The sequence below is a fragment of the Streptomyces sp. NPDC033180 genome (genome assembly GCF_055577645.1).
Genome location: NZ_JBVIPU010000011.1, coordinates 146947 through 163049, shown reverse-complemented (window position 1 = coordinate 163049; position 16103 = coordinate 146947). Strand labels below are relative to the sequence as shown.

General features: G+C 69.7%; 14 protein-coding genes. 11 read left to right on the top strand and 3 right to left on the bottom strand.

Features of this window, described 5'->3' with window-relative positions; translation table 11 throughout:
* Positions 1-29 precede the first annotated feature (29 nt).
* A complete protein-coding gene (locus tag ACZ5WE_RS26965) occupies positions 30-230 on the bottom strand; it encodes a hypothetical protein (RefSeq protein ID WP_467693219.1) in 201 nt (66 codons plus the stop codon).
* A gap of 575 nt (positions 231-805) precedes the next feature.
* Between ACZ5WE_RS26965 and ACZ5WE_RS26960 the strand changes: the two genes are divergently transcribed.
* The 8 genes from ACZ5WE_RS26960 (at position 806) to ACZ5WE_RS26925 (ending at position 11284) form a co-directional block, all read left to right on the top strand.
* The gene (locus ACZ5WE_RS26960; RefSeq protein ID WP_467693022.1) at positions 806-4597 is read left to right on the top strand and encodes a sensor histidine kinase; all 3792 of its coding nucleotides are present in this window, start codon (positions 806-808) and stop codon (positions 4595-4597) included.
* The gene (locus ACZ5WE_RS26955; RefSeq protein WP_098244998.1) at positions 4598-5017 is read left to right on the top strand and encodes a roadblock/LC7 domain-containing protein; all 420 of its coding nucleotides are present in this window, start codon (positions 4598-4600) and stop codon (positions 5015-5017) included.
* 119 nt (positions 5018-5136) lie between these two features.
* Entirely contained in the window at positions 5137-5541 is a 405-nt protein-coding gene (locus ACZ5WE_RS26950; RefSeq protein ID WP_190084712.1) for a DUF742 domain-containing protein, read from the top strand.
* Positions 5522-6103 carry an ATP/GTP-binding protein gene (locus tag ACZ5WE_RS26945; RefSeq protein WP_160507410.1) on the top strand — a complete coding sequence of 194 codons (582 nt, stop codon included), beginning with the start codon at positions 5522-5524 and terminating at the stop codon, positions 6101-6103. Before ACZ5WE_RS26950 ends, ACZ5WE_RS26945 begins: the two co-directional genes overlap by 20 nt.
* Positions 6104-6443: 340 nt before the next feature.
* A complete protein-coding gene (locus ACZ5WE_RS26940) occupies positions 6444-9608 on the top strand; it encodes a nitrate- and nitrite sensing domain-containing protein (RefSeq protein WP_467693024.1) in 3165 nt (1054 codons plus the stop codon).
* A 10-nt stretch (positions 9609-9618) separates the two neighbouring features.
* Entirely contained in the window at positions 9619-10032 is a 414-nt protein-coding gene (locus ACZ5WE_RS26935) for a roadblock/LC7 domain-containing protein (RefSeq protein ID WP_135330751.1), read from the top strand.
* A gap of 93 nt (positions 10033-10125) precedes the next feature.
* Complete coding sequence (locus ACZ5WE_RS26930) at positions 10126-10719, top strand: DUF742 domain-containing protein (RefSeq protein WP_363212490.1); 594 nt, start codon at positions 10126-10128, stop codon at positions 10717-10719.
* Positions 10700-11284, top strand: coding sequence for a GTP-binding protein (locus ACZ5WE_RS26925; RefSeq protein ID WP_030361923.1), 585 nt, complete (start codon positions 10700-10702; stop codon positions 11282-11284). The genes ACZ5WE_RS26930 and ACZ5WE_RS26925 overlap by 20 nt, the downstream gene beginning before the upstream one ends.
* A 157-nt stretch (positions 11285-11441) precedes the next feature.
* Here the strand turns inward: ACZ5WE_RS26925 and ACZ5WE_RS26920 are convergent, their stop codons facing one another.
* Entirely contained in the window at positions 11442-11639 is a 198-nt protein-coding gene (locus ACZ5WE_RS26920; protein WP_160507407.1) for an acyl-CoA carboxylase subunit epsilon, read from the bottom strand.
* 32 nt (positions 11640-11671) lie between these two features.
* Positions 11672-13267: an acyl-CoA carboxylase subunit beta gene (locus ACZ5WE_RS26915; protein WP_467693026.1), complete on the bottom strand. Its 1596-nt coding sequence runs from the start codon at positions 13265-13267 to the stop codon at positions 11672-11674.
* 364 nt (positions 13268-13631) lie between these two features.
* On the opposite strand from ACZ5WE_RS26915, the gene ACZ5WE_RS26910 reads away from it, so the two are divergent.
* The 3 genes from ACZ5WE_RS26910 to ACZ5WE_RS26900 all read left to right on the top strand — a co-directional run bounded on the left by ACZ5WE_RS26910 (position 13632) and on the right by ACZ5WE_RS26900 (position 16072).
* Entirely contained in the window at positions 13632-14267 is a 636-nt protein-coding gene (locus ACZ5WE_RS26910) for a YceI family protein (RefSeq protein WP_467693028.1), read from the top strand.
* Between the two features lie 207 nt (positions 14268-14474).
* A complete protein-coding gene (locus tag ACZ5WE_RS26905) occupies positions 14475-15011 on the top strand; it encodes a hypothetical protein (protein ID WP_467693030.1) in 537 nt (178 codons plus the stop codon).
* 65 nt (positions 15012-15076) lie between these two features.
* Complete coding sequence (locus tag ACZ5WE_RS26900; protein WP_467693031.1) at positions 15077-16072, top strand: SDR family NAD(P)-dependent oxidoreductase; 996 nt, start codon at positions 15077-15079, stop codon at positions 16070-16072.
* Positions 16073-16103 lie beyond the last annotated feature (31 nt).

Genomic DNA, 16103 nt, shown 5'->3' with positions numbered 1-16103 from the left:
CGCCCGTTGATCGCGCTGCGCGCTCGTCCTCACACGCCGGCCGGGCTGAAAGCCTCGGGGGCGTCCATCAGGACCGTGCGGCGGGGGTTGGCCGTCACCGTGGGGAGTTCCACGGCATGCTCCGGCTGGTCGGCGGCCGGCTGGACCTCGTCGGCATCCGTGAGGTGCGCGAGGGTGGTGCGGCGCGGGTTGGCTATGTTGCGGAACATCGCCGACTTCACAGTCTTCATCTGCTGTTCGGGCCCTGTCAGTTGAGGCGTCGCATGGCGGACGCGGGTTGTCGGATTCGCCATCCCTGTAAAGCGTCAGGCTAAACATCCAATTCCCGGCCAAAGCCAGGATGAGGCCTTGATCTTGATGTGAGTTTGCTCACGAGCTAGCGGGCAAATGGGTCAATTCAGGCCCGTGAAGGGCTTGTTGGAATCGGACATTGCGTCACTGAAGCCATCATTCCGCTCCCGATCATGAAGACTGGGACACCGCTTACCGCCGGCCCCCCTGGGCCCAATCAACCGTTTTGCCCCAGATCACTTTCTACGTCTCGTGACGCGCCACTCACGCCGTGTCACGGAGAGCCCGACCAGACACACGGGCCTTGTTGGAGATCCTGCACTGTGCTGGAATTCCCGGGACCGCCGCGGGATCGAACCGGCGCGCAGGGGCGCAACGAAGCGCCGAGTGGCGGCGGGAAAGGGGAGCCAGCGCCGGTCACTCACGACCACCATGGGGCGTTCTGCGCCCCACGACGCCGACACCGTCCCGCCGTTTGTGCGGAGGGACGCCTGGTCCAGAGGTTGCGACGCTAGTGCAGGGACGTTTCAAGAGGGATGGCAGCAGCGCTGCGGCGGAGCCGGAGCGCGGCGGGACAGACCGCGGCGCCTCGGCCCAGCACGCCCAGAACCCCGGGCAGGCACCGTCCGGCGACAACAGCACCGGAGCCACGCGCGGAGCCGGCGGCGTGAGCGTGCCCACCGCGGCATCGGGCAGTACGACGGGCACCGTGAAGTCGCCCACCGGCCCCGGCTCGCGAATAGCCCTGCGCAACTGGCGCATCTCCACCCGACTCGTCTCGCTGCTCGCGCTCCCCGTGATCACCGCGACCTCGCTCGGCGCGCTCCGCATCAACGAGTCCATGGACGAGATCCAGCAGCTCAACAACATGAAGCTGCTGACCGACATGACCAAGCGGGCCACGGAGCTGGCCTCCGCGCTCCAGGAGGAGCGCGACCGCTCGGCAGGTCCCCTCGCGCACGGTGCGAACTCCTCGGACTACGTGGTCAAGGGCTCCCGGCAGAAGACGGACCGCGCGTACAACCGCTTCCTCCAGGAGACGCAGGACCTCGACAACACGGACGGCGACAAGGGCCTCCTGGGCGTCCGCGCCAACACCGTCGAGATCACCCAGCAGCTCCAGCAGATCAACAAGGTCCGCAAGGACGCGTACAAGGACGAGAACTCCACCTCGCAGACGGTCGACGCCTACAGCCAGCTCATCGAGCAGCTGCTCACCCTGTCCTCGGACATGGCGCAGGCGACCAGCAACCCGGACATGATCCAGCGCACCCGCGCCCTGACGGCCTTCTCCTCCGCCAAGGAGTACGCCTCGGTGCAGCGCGCCGTGATCGCCGCCTCGCTTCCCGCGGGCGACAGCACGTTCGGCAAGATCTCCGAGACGGACCGGCGCTACGGCTTCTCCGCGCTCGACAAGGAGAACTCCAAGCTGGATGCCTTCAAGGGCATCTACGCGGGCAACGCCGACGAGGTCACCAAGCCCATCGACGGCGGCAACTCCTCGATCAAGGGCGCCGACTCCTACGCCAAGCGCGTGCTCGGGCAGCAGGGCGGCATCAAGCTCCAGGACAAGCGCTCGTACAAGGACTGGGTGGACGCCGACACCACCAAGATCGACGCGATGTCCAAGATCGAGCTCACGCTGCTCAACGAGATGGAGCAGAAGGCCCGCGAGCTGCGCAACGAGTCCGAGCAGGCCGCCATCCTCAACGGTGCGCTGATCCTGCTCGTCCTCGGTGTCTCGCTCGTCGGCGCCTTCGTCGTGGCCCGGTCCATGATCCGCTCGCTGCGGCGCCTCCAGGACACCGCGACCAAGGTCGCCCAGGACCGGCTGCCCGAGCTCGTCAAGCAGCTCTCCGAGGCCGACCCGCAGGACGTCGACACCTCCGTCGAGTCCGTCGGTGTGCACTCCAGGGACGAGATCGGCCAGGTGGCCGCGGCCTTCGACGACGTGCACCGCGAGGCCGTCCGCCTCGCCGCCGAGCAGGCGCTGCTTCGAGGCAACGTCAACGCGATGTTCACCAACCTCTCGCGCCGTTCGCAGGGCCTCATCCAGCGCCAGCTCTCGCTCATCTCCGAGCTGGAGTCGCGCGAGGCCGACCCCGACCAGCTCTCCTCGCTGTTCAAGCTCGACCACCTCGCGACCCGCATGCGCCGTAACGGCGAGAACCTCCTCGTTCTCGCCGGTGAGGAGCCCGGCCGCCGCTGGACCCGGCCCGTTCCGCTCGTCGACGTGCTGCGTGCCGCCGCGTCCGAGGTGGAGCAGTACGAGCGCATCGAGCTCTCCGCGGTCCCGACGACCGAGGTCGCCGGACGCGTGGTCAACGACCTCGTGCACCTGCTCGCCGAGCTCCTGGAGAACGCGACGTCGTTCTCATCGCCGCAGACCAAGGTCAAGGTCACCGGTCACGCGCTGCCCGACGGGCGTGTGCTGATCGAGATCCACGACACGGGCATCGGCCTCTCGCCCGAGGACCTCGCGGCGATCAACGAGCGGCTCGCGTCGCCGCCCACCGTGGACGTCTCGGTCTCGCGCCGCATGGGTCTGTTCGTGGTCGGCCGTCTGTCGCAGCGCCACGGGATCCGCATCCAGCTCCGTCCTTCGGACTCCGGCGGCACGACCGCGCTCGTCATGTTGCCCATCGATGTCGCCCAGGGCGGCAAGAAGGCGCCGAACAAGCCCGGTGCGCCCGTGCCCGGCCAGGGCGGTGGCCCTGTCGCCGCGCAGGCCTCGGCGGGTGCCGCGGCAGCGCGTCGCGGAGTCGGCGCAGGGAACGGTGGCGGCAACGGTGCGCCCGGCTCCGCGGGTCCCGCGGGCTCCCAGGGCAGGCTCGGTGCCGGTCCGCCGCGCGGTCAGGTCACCGGCGCGGGACCGCGGGCCGCGCTGCCCTCGCGTGACGCGGGCCCGGGGCCGCGCAACGGTGCGCCCTCCGCTCCTGCGGGCCCGCAGTCCGGTCAGCAGCCTTCCCGTCAGGGCCCGCCCGGACAGGGCGCCGGCGCCCCGGGCACGTCCGGCGGCAGCCTCTTCGGAGGCGGGCAGGGCGGTGGCCGCGGTCAGGCGCCCGCGCCGCAGCCTCCCGTGCCCCAGCAGCGTACGAATCCGGTGAATCCCGCAGGGCCCGGCAACCCCTCCGGCTCCTCGAACCCCTCCGGCTCCGCGAACGACGCCGGGGGCCAGGGGCGCCGGCCGCAGCTGCCGCCGCGCGGTGGTCCGCGTGCCGAGCTCCCCGGGGGCAACCCGCAGCCGCGGGTGCCCAGTTGGAGCGACGAGAACGCGCAGCCGCAGATCTCGCGCGAGCCGTTCGACACCCCGCGTGGCCACGAGGAGCCGGAGTCCACCGGACAGTTCCCGCACCCCTCGGCCGGCGCCGCCGCCCAGGGCCCCGGTTCGACCGCCGAGTTCGCGCGGCCTGACTTCAACGGGCCGCCGCCCGGGACGGGTTCGCCGCAACAGGGTGGCCAGGGCCAGCAGGGCACCGGTCAGTTCGTCCGCCCGGACGTCTTCGGCGGTCAGGACTCCACCTCCGGTACGGGGCAGTTCCAGCGTCCCGGCACCAGCGCTCCCGGATACAACGACGGGACGCCTCGGCGCGGTCAGAACCCCGGTCAGGGCCAGGGTGCGCAGGGCCCGGGTCAGCAGGGCATCCCGCCGGTGCCGCAGCAGCCGTCGCAGCCGCAGCAGCCCGTGCAGCCGGAGGGCCTGCCGCCCGCCGGTCCCGGCGACGGCCGTACCCCGCTGTTCGACACGTTGGAGACCAACTGGTTCCAGCAACAGCAGCAGCAAGGGCATCAGGCGCCCCAGGGCAACGCCCCCGAGCAGCAGCAGCCCCAGCGCCCGCAGCGGCCGCAGTCCTCGTCGCCGTCGTCGCCGTCGTCGCCCTCGTCACCCCTCCCGTCGAGGCCGCAGGCACAGCAGCCGCAGAATCCGGCCGCGCCCCAGCGCCCGACCGGAGCCACCGCCCCCGCGTCCAACGGAACCGGCGGCGGGAACGGCAGCAACGTCACGAACGGCAGCGCCGCGTCCTGGCGCACCTCGCCGAACGACGAACTGGGCCGCCAGGCCGAGCGCGTCCGGCAGCCGTCCGCCGGTGGCGTCACCACATCCGGACTGCCGCGCCGCGTCCCGCGGGCCAACCTCGTCGCGGGGACCGCACAGCAGCAGCAGGACAGCACGGGCCCGCAGGTCTCGCGTGCGCCCGACGACGTGCGCGGCCGGCTGACGAATCTCCGTCGGGGCATCCAGCAGGGTCGCCAGGCCGGTACCGGCCAGACCGGCAGCTTCCCCACTCACCAGCAGGAGCGTTAGTTGAGTCCGAGCCAGGCGGCACAGAATCTGAACTGGTTGATCACGAACTTCGTGGACAACACCCCCGGGGTGTCCCACACGGTCGTGGTCTCCGCCGACGGCCTGCTTCTGGCGATGTCCGAGGGCTTCCCGCGTGACCGCGCCGACCAGCTGGCCGCGGTCGCGTCGGGTCTGACCTCCCTCACCGCCGGGGCCTCGCGGATCTTCGAGGGCGGCGCCGTCACCCAGACCGTGGTGGAAATGGAGCGGGGGTTCCTTTTCCTCATGTCGGTCTCCGACGGTTCGTCCCTGGCCGTGCTCGCGCACCCCGAGTGCGACATCGGCCTTGTCGGATACGAGATGGCGCTCCTCGTCGACCGCGCGGGCGCCGTCCTCACCCCGGACCTCCGCGCCGAACTGCAGGGCAGCCTGCTGCACTGACTCTCTCCATCGGCCGCCCCACCGACCGAACGTACTGACCACCGTCCGGCCAACCTGGTGCCCCCCACCGGCTCTATCAGACGGCTCGCAGACCACCTGCTGTCCCGCCCGGAGGATCCATGACCCCGCCCAACGCCTCTCACGACCCGTACGGCTCTCACGCGTCGTACGGCATTGAAGGCGACCAGCCGCTGGTGCGTCCCTACGCGATGACCGGCGGCCGGACCAGGCCCCGCTACCAGCTCGCGATAGAGGCGCTGGTGAGCACGACGGCCGACCCGGCCCAGCTGATGGGGCTGCTCCCGGAGCACCAGCGCATCTGCCACCTCTGCCGTGAGGTCAAGTCGGTGGCCGAGGTGTCGGCCCTGCTCTCCATGCCGCTCGGCGTGGCCCGGATCCTCGTGGCCGACCTGGCCGAGGCCGGGCTCGTCGCCATTCACCAGCCCGGCGGCGACGAGAACGCCGGCGGTCAGCCTGACGTGACACTGCTCGAAAGGGTGCTCAGTGGACTTCGCAAGCTCTAGCAGCGGCGGAGGCCGCTCCACCACTTCCGCGAAGATCGTGGTGGCGGGCGGCTTCGGCGTGGGCAAGACCACGTTCGTCGGAGCGGTCTCTGAGATCAACCCGCTGCGCACCGAGGCCGTCATGACGTCCGCGTCCGCGGGCATCGACGACCTCACCCACACCGGGGACAAGACGACGACGACCGTCGCCATGGACTTCGGCCGTATCACCCTGGACCAGGACCTGATCCTGTACCTCTTCGGTACACCGGGACAGGACCGCTTCTGGTTCATGTGGGACGACCTCGTACGCGGCGCGATCGGCGCCGTCGTGCTCGTGGACACCCGCCGTCTCGCCGACTGCTTTCCGGCCGTCGACTACTTCGAGAACAGCGGCCTGCCCTTCGTCATCGCCCTCAACGGCTTCGACGGCCACCAGCCGTACACCCCCGATGAAGTGCGCGAAGCTCTCCAGATCGGCCCCAACACGCCGATCATCACCACGGACGCGCGACACCGTGCGGACGCAAAGAGCGGCCTGATCACGCTGGTCGAGCACGCGCTCATGGCACGACTCAAGTAGACGAGGCAGTACGGCAGTTACCGTAGATTCCACAGTGCGGTCTGTGTCCTTTGACACGGATGACCGCTCTGTTCATAACGTTTCGACAGAGAATTCGCCGGGCGCCGCCACGCGTCGCGGTCATCCGGTGTCGCTGTGCGCACAAGAGCCCCGCCTTTTGGCGGGGCTCGCTCTATTTGACCGTTTTATCTGAGGCTTACACCACTCGGAACTTCCCCTTCCCACTGTTTGGTAGACGACGCCCTGACGTGCTGGAATGCGCTGAACTGCCCAGTAGCACGGGCCTTGGAGACGACAGCGGGACCGGTGTAGGTCCCGCCGCCGAGAGGTTGTTGGTCGAGTGAGGCGAAGCAAGACGAGCCCCGCACCGCCGCATACGCGGGACACGCGGGGCAACTTCACCCCGCCGCCGCGCGCAGCGGCGTCCCCCACCGATGTGCAGGGCATGGAGCCGCCGGCGCCCACCGGCGGCAGAATGTCGCCGCGCAACTGGCGCGTGCCGACCCGCCTGAACGCGATCCTCCTCATACCCGTGCTGGTCGGCCTCGTCATGGGCGGCTTCCAGGTCAAGGGCTCGATCGACACCTGGAGCGAAGCCCAGGACGCCGAGAGCACGGCCCGCCTCGTGCAGGCCTCGCTCAACTACGGCAACCGCCTCATCGAAGAGCGCGACATCTCCGCCGCTCCGCTGCTGCGCGGCGAGAAGAACGACCCGGCCGTCGTGAAGGCCCGCAAGGCCACCGACGCGGCAGCCGACGACTTCGACGCCGCCGCCGAGAACATGCCGCAGAAGGAAGGCCTCAAGCGCCGCCTCGACGGCTTCCACAAGGTGGAGCCGGGTCTCCAGTCGCTGCGCCAGGCCGCGTACACCTCCAAGCTCTCCGGCGCGCAGACCGAAGAGGGCTACGTCGCCATCCAGCACCCCCTGATGGAGTTCGCCAACGAGCTCGGTCTGGGCACCGGAAACATCACCAGCTACGGCCGCACGGTCTACGCCATCTCGCTGACCAAGGCCGCGCTCTCGCTCGAGCGCTCCATCGGCATGCACCTCCTCGTCAAGCCCGGCCCGACCGCGAGCAGCTTCGGCAAGCAGAAGGTCGCACTCTCCTCGTACGCCTACCTCGAGCGCATCGCCATCGAGGAGTACAGGGGCGGTGGCACTCCCGAGGACGTCGCCAAGCTCGAGGCCGCCAAGAAGAAGCTGACGGCCGACGGCGAGAAGCAGGCCAAGCAGGCCGCTGCCGCCGCCAAGGCCCAGGGCAAGACGTTCGTCCCGCCGCCGTCCGCGGAGGACATGGTCTCGGCCATCGCGACGCTGCCGAGCACGCAGCCCAGCGCCCGCGTCACGCTCGCCGGTAAGGGCGTCACCAAGGAAACCTGGTGGGCCACCACGTCCGCCAAGTTCGACGCGTACCGGACCATCGAGTCCGACCTCGCCGACAAGGCCGTGACCGAGGCGTCGGACATCGCCGCCAACGCCCAGCGCAACGCGTACATCACCGGCGCCATCGTCGTGGTCGCGCTGCTCGCCGCCTTCATCCTGGCCGGGATGATGGCCCGCCAGATGTCCAAGGCGATGCGTCAGCTGCGGACCGCCGCCTTCGGCATCGCCGAGCAGCGCCTGCCGATGCTGGTCGACCAGCTCTCGCGCACCGACCCCGGTCGCGTCGACACCCGCGTACAGCCCATTCCGATCTCCTCCACGGACGAGATCGGCGAGGTCGCCCGCGCCTTCGACCAGGTGCACCGCGAGGCCGTGCGGCTCGCCGCCGAGCAGGCCCTGCTCCGTGGCAACATCAACGCGATCTTCACCAACCTCTCGCGCCGCAACCAGTCCCTGATCGAGGGCCAGCTGACCCTCATCACCGACCTGGAGAACAACGAGGCCGACCCGGACCAGCTGGAGAGCCTCTTCCGCCTGGACCACCTGGCGACCCGTATGCGACGCAACGGCGAGAACCTCCTGGTCCTCTCCGGCGAGGAGCCGGGCCGCCGCTGGGACCAGCCGGTCCCGCTGGTCGACGTCCTGCGCGCCGCGTCCTCCGAGGTGGAGCAGTACGAGCGCATCGAGCTGTCCGGCGTCCCCGAGGCCGAGATCCACGGCCTCGCCGTGACCGACCTCGTGCACCTGCTCGCCGAGCTCCTGGAGAACGCCACCACGTTCTCCTCGCCGCAGACCAAGGTCCGCGTCACCGCGACCCGTCTTCCCGACGGCCGCGTCATGGTCGAGATCCACGACAAGGGCATCGGCCTCACCGCCGAGGACTTCGCGGACATCAACCACAAGCTGGCCAACCCGCCGACGGTGGACGCCGCGATCTCCCAGCGCATGGGTCTGTTCGTGGTCGGCCGACTGTCCGACCGGCACGGCATCCGCGTCCAGCTGCGCCCCTCGGGCGAGCAGGCGGGCACGACCTCGCTCGTCATGCTCCCCGACGGGATCACGCACGGCGGCGGCGGCGAACACCAGCTGCCCGAATCCGAGTTCACGGTCTCCTCGATCATGCCGGAGCAGCAGGCCCCGGAGCAGCCGGCCTTCAACCACCAGCCGATGCGTACGGCGGCCGAGCTGGGCTTCGACGACAGCCGCTACAACGGCGACGGCGTCGACTCCCCGGATCTCGACCCCGTGGGCCGCTCGCTGATGCGTGAGGAGCGGCGTGCCGCCCTGGAGGCGCAGGCGCAGTCCGGCGACGGCCGCCCGCTCTTCCGCGACGAGACGGACCCGCAGCAGGGCGGTTACGAGCCCGCGTACGACCAGCAGGCTCCGGTGTACGACGACTACAACCAGGGCCAGGTCGCGCAGCCGGCGTACGACGACGCGTACTACCCGGCGCAGGACGGCTACCAGGACGCCCCCTATACGGAGGCCGGTCACGACGATCACGCCGCTCGTACGGGTGCTGTCTCCGAGCCCTTCGTGGCCTACCCCGACCGCTCTCACCAGGACGACTGGCCGACGCGTGACGGATACGAGAACAACTCGGGCGCGTATCAGGCCGAGTACTCTCCGGAACCGGAATCTGGTCCGGCGGCTCCCGCGAACGGCGCCGAGCGCGTAGGCTTCGACCGTCCCGGGCCGGCCCCGTCCGCAGTACACGACACCACCGCTGCGGGTCTTCCGCGCCGCGGCGGAGCCGGTGCGACCGGCAGCGCCCCGGCCCCGACCGGTGACGCGTTCGGCAACAGCGTCGGCAACAGCGAGAGCAACTGGCGTGCGTCGCCCAATGACGACCGCTGGCAGCGCGCCGAGTCGCTGAAGGAGCCCAAGGCGGGTGGGATCACCCCGTCCGGTCTCCCGAAGCGGGTGCCCAAGGCCAACCTGGTCGAGGGCACGGCGGAACAGACCCCACAGGGAGGCCCCCAGGTCTCCCGCGACCCCGAGGACGTTCGGGGTCGGCTGAGCAACCTGCGCCGCGGCGTCCAGCGGGGACGCAGTGCAGGCAGTGACACCACGAATGGCCAGGGCCTCGGCCCTGACAGCACCTACAACCAGGAGCGTTAGTGTGAGCCCGATGAGCCAGGCGGCGCAGAACCTGAACTGGTTGATCACCAACTTCGTGGACAACACCCCTGGGGTGTCCCACACGGTGGTGGTCTCCGCCGACGGACTCCTTCTGGCGATGTCCGAAGGCTTCCCCCGCGACCGGGCCGACCAGCTCGCGGCCGTCGCATCCGGTCTGACCTCCCTCACCGCCGGGGCCTCCCGGATCTTCGAGGGCGGTTCCGTGACCCAGACCGTTGTGGAGATGGAGCGAGGATTTCTCTTCCTTATGTCCATCTCCGACGGCTCCTCGCTGGCCGTCCTCGCCCACCCGGATGCGGACATCGGTCTCATTGGGTACGAGATGGCACTTCTTGTCGACCGTGCCGGCACCGTGCTCACGCCCGACCTGCGTGCGGAGCTGCAGGGGAGCCTTCTCAACTAGTAGACGTACGGTGCGTTTTCGCGTCCCGTGGCCGTAAGGTTTCGGGACGCGGCTCCAGAGTGATGGTGCCCGGCACAGTCGGAGGAGGAGTACGTGGCAGGCTCAGGAACACCCCCGGACGGTTCGTCATCGGCCAACTGGTCGCCCGGCCACGGCCAGGGGCAGGGGCCGCACGACGGGGCGCCGAACCGATACAACTTCCCCTCCGCGCCCAGCCAGCACCGCAGGCCCTATCAGCAGCCGCAGCAGCCGGGCCCCCGCCAGAGCCCGTACGAGCAGCCTCACACCCCCAGGATCCAGCCAGTGCAACCACAGCGACGCGCGCCCGAGTCGGCGCCCGCTGCGAGCAACCCCCTGGTGCGCCCCTACGCCATGACGGGCGGCCGCACCAGGCCCCGCTACCAGCTCGCCATCGAGGCGTTGGTGCACACCACCGCCCAACCGCACCAGCTGCAGGGCCAGTTGCCCGAGCATCAGCGGATCTGCAATCTGTGCCGCGAGATCAAGTCAGTCGCTGAGATCTCGGCACTTCTCACCATTCCCCTCGGCGTCGCCCGGATCCTCGTAGCCGACCTGGCGGAGGCCGGACTTGTCGCCATCCACCAGCCCGGCGGCGACGAGTCCGCCGGCGGCCAGCCAGACGTGACACTGCTCGAAAGGGTGCTCAGTGGACTTCGCAAGCTCTAGCGGCGGAGCAACAGCCCGCTCCACCACCTCCGCGAAAATCGTGGTGGCGGGCGGCTTCGGCGTGGGCAAGACCACGTTCGTCGGAGCGGTCTCTGAGATCAACCCGCTGCGCACCGAGGCCGTCATGACGTCCGCGTCCGCGGGCATCGACGACCTCACCCACACCGGAGACAAGACCACCACCACGGTGGCCATGGACTTCGGCCGCATCACCCTGGACCAGGACCTGATCCTGTACCTCTTCGGTACACCGGGACAGGACCGCTTCTGGTTCATGTGGGACGACCTCGTACGCGGCGCGATCGGCGCCGTGGTCCTGGTCGACACCCGCCGTCTCGCCGACTGCTTCCCCGCCGTCGACTACTTCGAGAACTCGGGCCTGCCCTTCGTCATCGCCCTCAACGGCTTCGACGGCCACCAGCCGTACACGCCGGACGAGGTGCGCGAGGCGCTGCAGATCGGCCCGGACACTCCGATCATCACGACGGACGCGCGCCATCGCGCCGACGCGAAGAGCGCGCTGATCACGCTCGTGGAGCACGCGCTGATGGCGCGGCTGCGTTAGCGGTCCCTGCCTGTACGTCGTTGGGCCTCGCACCCTCAGGTGGGTGCGGGGCCCGTCGTGCATCCGCGTCCGGAAGCGCTAAGGCCCCGGAAGCGCGAAGGCCCCGGTACTCCTTGGAGTACCGGGGCCTTCGAGGTGTGCGTCTGGCGGCTGGGGCTCAGCCCTGCCAGCTGTGCGGGGCGCGGAAGCCCGGGGTGCGCTCCAGGCGGCGCCAGCCGGCCTTGTCGCGGCCTCGGCGGGGCGCGGGGGCCTGCGCGGTGGCGGCGGCGCTACGGGCCAGCAGGATCGCCGTGATGGCGGCGACCTCTTCGGGCTCGGCGTGGCCCTTCTCGACGCGGATGTCGGGAGTGTTCATGTGCAGCGTTCTCCTTGTGGGCTACTGCAGGATTACTGCGGGGGGTTGCCGTGCTTGCGGGACGGCAGGTCTGCGTGCTTGTTGCGGAGCATCGCGAGGGAGCTGATGAGCACCTCGCGGGTGGCGGCGGGGTCGATCACGTCGTCGACCAGACCGCGCTCGGCGGCGTAGTACGGGTGCATCAGCTCGGCCTTGTACTCCTTGACCATCTTCTGCCGCATGGCCTCGGGGTCCTCGGCATCCGCGATCTGCCGGCGGAAGATGACGTTGGCCGCGCCCTCGGCGCCCATCACGGCGATCTCGTTGGTCGGCCAGGCGTAGGTCAGGTCGGCGCCGATGGACTGGGAGTCCATGACGATGTACGCGCCGCCGTACGCCTTGCGCAGGATGAGGGAGATACGGGGGACCGTGGCGTTGCAGTACGCGTACAGGAGCTTCGCGCCGTGCCGGATGATCCCGCCGTGCTCCTGGTCCACGCCCGGCAGGAAGCCCGGGACGTCGAGGAGCGTGACGATCGGGATGTTGAAGGCGTCGCACATCTGGACGAAGCGGGCCGCCTTCTCGGAGGCCTCGATGTCCAGGACCCCGGCGAGCGACTGCGGCTGGTTGGCGACGATGCCGACGACCTTGCCGTCCAGGCGGGCCAGGGCGCAGATGATGTTGCGCGCCCAGCGCTCGTGGACCTCGAGGTAGTCGCCGTCGTCGACGAGCTCCTCGATGACCTTGGCCATGTCGTACGGACGGTTGCCGTCCGCCGGGACCAGATCGAGCAGGACGTCCGAGCGGCGGTCCGCCGGGTCGTCCGACTCGTGGGTGGGCGGGTTCTCGCGGTTGTTGGAGGGCAGCATCGCGATGAGGTAGCGGACCTCGGCGAGGCAGGTCTCCTCGTCGTCGTACGCGAAGTGGCACACGCCCGAGGTCTCGGCGTGCACGTCCGCGCCGCCCAGGCCGTTCTGGGAGATCTCCTCGCCGGTCACCGCGCGGACCACGTCCGGGCCGGTGATGAACATCTGCGAGGTCTCGCGGACCATGAAGACGAAGTCGGTCAGGGCCGGGCTGTAGGCCGCTCCCCCGGCACACGGGCCGAGCATCACGCTGATCTGCGGGATGACGCCCGAGGCCTTGGTGTTGCGCTGGAAGATGCCGCCGTACCCGGCGAGCGCGGAGACGCCCTCCTGGATACGGGCGCCGGCGCCGTCGTTCAGCGAGACCAGCGGGGCACCGGCCGCGATGGCCATGTCCATGATCTTGTGGATCTTCGTGGCGTGGGCCTCGCCGAGCGCGCCGCCGAAGATGCGGAAGTCGTGGGCGTACACGAAGACCGTGCGGCCCTCGACCGTTCCCCAGCCGGTGATGACACCGTCCGTGTACGGCTTCTTCGCCTCCAGGCCGAACCCGGTCGCCCGGTGTCGGCGCAGCTGCTCGACCTCCTGGAACGACCCGGCGTCAAGAAGCAGCTCGATCCGCTCGCGCGCGGTCAGCTTGCCCTTGGCGTGCTGGGCCTTCGTCGCCTTCTCACTGGGGCCACGCAGCGCCTCGGCACGAATCGCGTGCAGCTCGGCCACGCGCCCCCGCGCGTCGGTGGGCTCGCCGTCGGGAGAAGAAGCGGTGTCGTCCAAAACGGTCATGTAGTGACCTTACGAAGCGGGCCCAGGAAAACGGACCGTCGACTCTGAACAGTCTCCGGCCCGTTTTCCTGGCACCCCCGGACAGAAGCCCTCCGTTGTACGCGCGAAGTGACTGCTCAGAGCCGTCTCCGCCTGTAGGGATTCAACAAAGGACCGCGTGAGAGACACCTCACAGCGAGGCTCACCGCCGCCTGGCGGGCGCGCTTGTGAGGCGTGATCGCTTCGGCACGCTCCATCATAGGTTGAATGTTGAACTGAATGGCGTTAGAGTCGATCTCGTTGAACATTCAACAGACGTATCCCCTCCAGCTCACCAGCTCGCAGCTCGACTTTCCCGCTCGCAGCTCGTCCCCAAGGAGCAGTCATGGGTCTCTTCGGCCGCAAGAACGAAACCGTCACCACCACTTCCGCCACCGCCTCCGCCGCCGCCACTGCGGTCGCCCCGGTCAACGCGGACCTGGCCGCTCTGACCGGGGAGTACGCCATCGACCCCTCGCACACGTCGATCGGCTTCGTCGCCCGCCATGCCATGGTCACGAACGTCAAGGGCGCTTTCGCCGACGTCGCCGGCACGCTGCACCTGGACGGCACGAACCCGTCCGGCTCGACGGCTTCCATCGACGTCAGGATGGAGAGCATCGACACCGGCAGCGCCGACCGCGACGGTCACCTGAAGAGCGCGGACTTCTTCAAGATCGACGAGTTCCCGGAGATGACCTTCCGCTCCACGAAGGCGGAAGCCCTGGGCGGCGACGACTACCGCGTCACCGGTGACCTGACGATCCTCGGCACCACGAAGCCGCTGACCATCGACCTCGAGTTCAACGGCTCGGCCACGGACCCCTTCGGGAACGAGCGGGTCGGCTTCGAGGGCAGGGCGGAGATCCTCCGCTCGGAGTGGGGCCTCACGTGGAACGCCGCCCTGGAGACGGGCGGGGTGCTGGTCTCCGACAAGATCAAGCTGAGCTTCGACATCTCCGCGATCAAGTCCGGCTCCTGAGTCTTGGGCTCTTTCTGGGCCGCCGCTTCGCGGCGGATGCTTTCCCGCCCACCCACCCGATTGCCACGTAGCGCCAAAGGGGGGCGGGTGGGCGGCTTGGGTGATCTTGCGGGTGCCCGGGCTGGGTCGGGTCGGGCGGCCTTCGTTGAACGTTTCCATCCGGCCGGCCCCCGGCCGACCGCTCGATTCCTCCTATACCGTTCGGCCGTGTCGGACTTCATACAGCAACTGCCCGCCCTCATAGGCGTGATCGTCGGTGCGCTCGGTTCGTATCTGGCGATCACCCGAGGTGACCGGGCCCGGTTCCAGCGGGAGCAGGCTGCCCGTTGGGAGGAGCGGCGTCTCGCCGTCTACGGCGACTACGCCCGCGTGGTGAAACAGACGGTCACGCTCACCTACCGCGTCGCGGCCCACCTCGGCAACGACCCGCACCCCCATCCCCTGACCCCAGAGGAAGCGGCGCCCCACCTGGCGGAGGCCGCCATCGCGCGGGATCCGGCCGGTGAGGCGCTGTTGATGCTGGGCACGCCGGACGTGGTGGACAAGGCGCGGGTCTGGGTCCTCACCGTCATCGAGATGGAGCGCTTCCTGCGCGAGGACATCCGGGACCCCGACGCCTGGTCCGCCCTCCTGGAGCGTCAGCGGAGTTCGCGCGAGGGCTATTACCAGGCGGTGCGGCGCGACTTGGCGCTCCCGCCGGGGCATTCGGGCTCCTGGCCGGTCTCGTCGTCACCAGGCGCTTGAGGCGCACCTGTCTCTTGAAAGCACGGCTTGCCTTGGAGTGCGGTCCAGCTTCTAGCGTCACGCGCATGACCACACAGCAAGAGCGACAGCACAGGATCGGCAGCGGGTTCGGCGCGCTGAGCACGGCGGACGACGTGCTCGACGGGATCGACCTCTCGGGCAGGACGGCGCTGGTCACCGGCGGCTACTCGGGCCTCGGCCTGGAGATCACCCGGGCGCTCGCCCGGGCCGGCGCGCACGTCGTCGTCCCGGCACGCAGACCCCGTATCGCGGAGGAGGCGTTGCGCGGCGCGGACCTCGTGGAGGTGGGGGCGCTGGACCTGGCCGACCAGGAGAGCGTCCGGCTCTTCGCGGACCGTTTCCTCGCGACGCGCCGCGCCCTCGACATCCTCGTCAACAACGCGGGCGTGATGGCCTGCCCCGAGACCCGCGTCGGCCCGGACGGGACCTGGGAGTCCCACTTCGCGATCAATCACCTGGGCCACTTCGCCCTGGTCAACCACCTTTATCCGGCGCTGACTCGGGGCACGCTGGGTCGGGGCACCGCCGCACGCGTGGTGTCCGTGGCCTCCTCCGGTCACTTCCTCTCCGGCATCCGCTGGGCTGACCCGCACTTCCACGAGGGTTACGACCGCTGGCTCGCCTACGCCCAGTCCAAGACGGCGAACGCGCTCCTCGCCGTGCACCTCGACTCCCTGAGCGCGGCAGGCACCGGCCCGCGTGCCTTCGCCGTCCACCCCGGCAGCATCCTCACGCCCCTCCAGCGCCACATCCCCCGCGAGGAACAGATCGCGCAGGGCTGGTTCACCGCCGACGGCACACCGGCGCAGGGCTTCAAGACCCCCGCGCAGGGCGCGGCCACGGCGGTCTGGGCGGCGACGTCACCGCTGCTCGACGCCCACGGCGGCGCCTACTGCCAGGACTGCGATGTCGCGGAGCCCGCCCTGGCGGAGGACATGCTGACCGGCGGCGTCAAGCCATGGGCAACGGACCCCGAGGCGGCGGCCCGTCTCTGGCAACTGTCGGCAGAACTCACAGGGTTGGGGAGTCTGCGGCGGTGACCTGCCATCGCGGCCGGCATGGCAGCGGCTG

Coding starts and splice junctions, on each gene's coding strand:
- ACZ5WE_RS26965 (WP_467693219.1), bottom strand. CDS start 230: ATGAAGACTGTGAAGTCGGCGATGTTCCGCAACATAGCCAACCCGCGC.
- ACZ5WE_RS26950 (WP_190084712.1), top strand. CDS start 5,137: ATGACCCCGCCCAACGCCTCTCACGACCCGTACGGCTCTCACGCGTCG.
- ACZ5WE_RS26935 (WP_135330751.1), top strand. CDS start 9,619: ATGAGCCAGGCGGCGCAGAACCTGAACTGGTTGATCACCAACTTCGTG.
- ACZ5WE_RS26920 (WP_160507407.1), bottom strand. CDS start 11,639: ATGAACACTCCCGACATCCGCGTCGAGAAGGGCCACGCCGAGCCCGAA.
- ACZ5WE_RS26915 (WP_467693026.1), bottom strand. CDS start 13,267: ATGACCGTTTTGGACGACACCGCTTCTTCTCCCGACGGCGAGCCCACC.
- ACZ5WE_RS26910 (WP_467693028.1), top strand. CDS start 13,632: ATGGGTCTCTTCGGCCGCAAGAACGAAACCGTCACCACCACTTCCGCC.
- ACZ5WE_RS26900 (WP_467693031.1), top strand. CDS start 15,077: ATGACCACACAGCAAGAGCGACAGCACAGGATCGGCAGCGGGTTCGGC.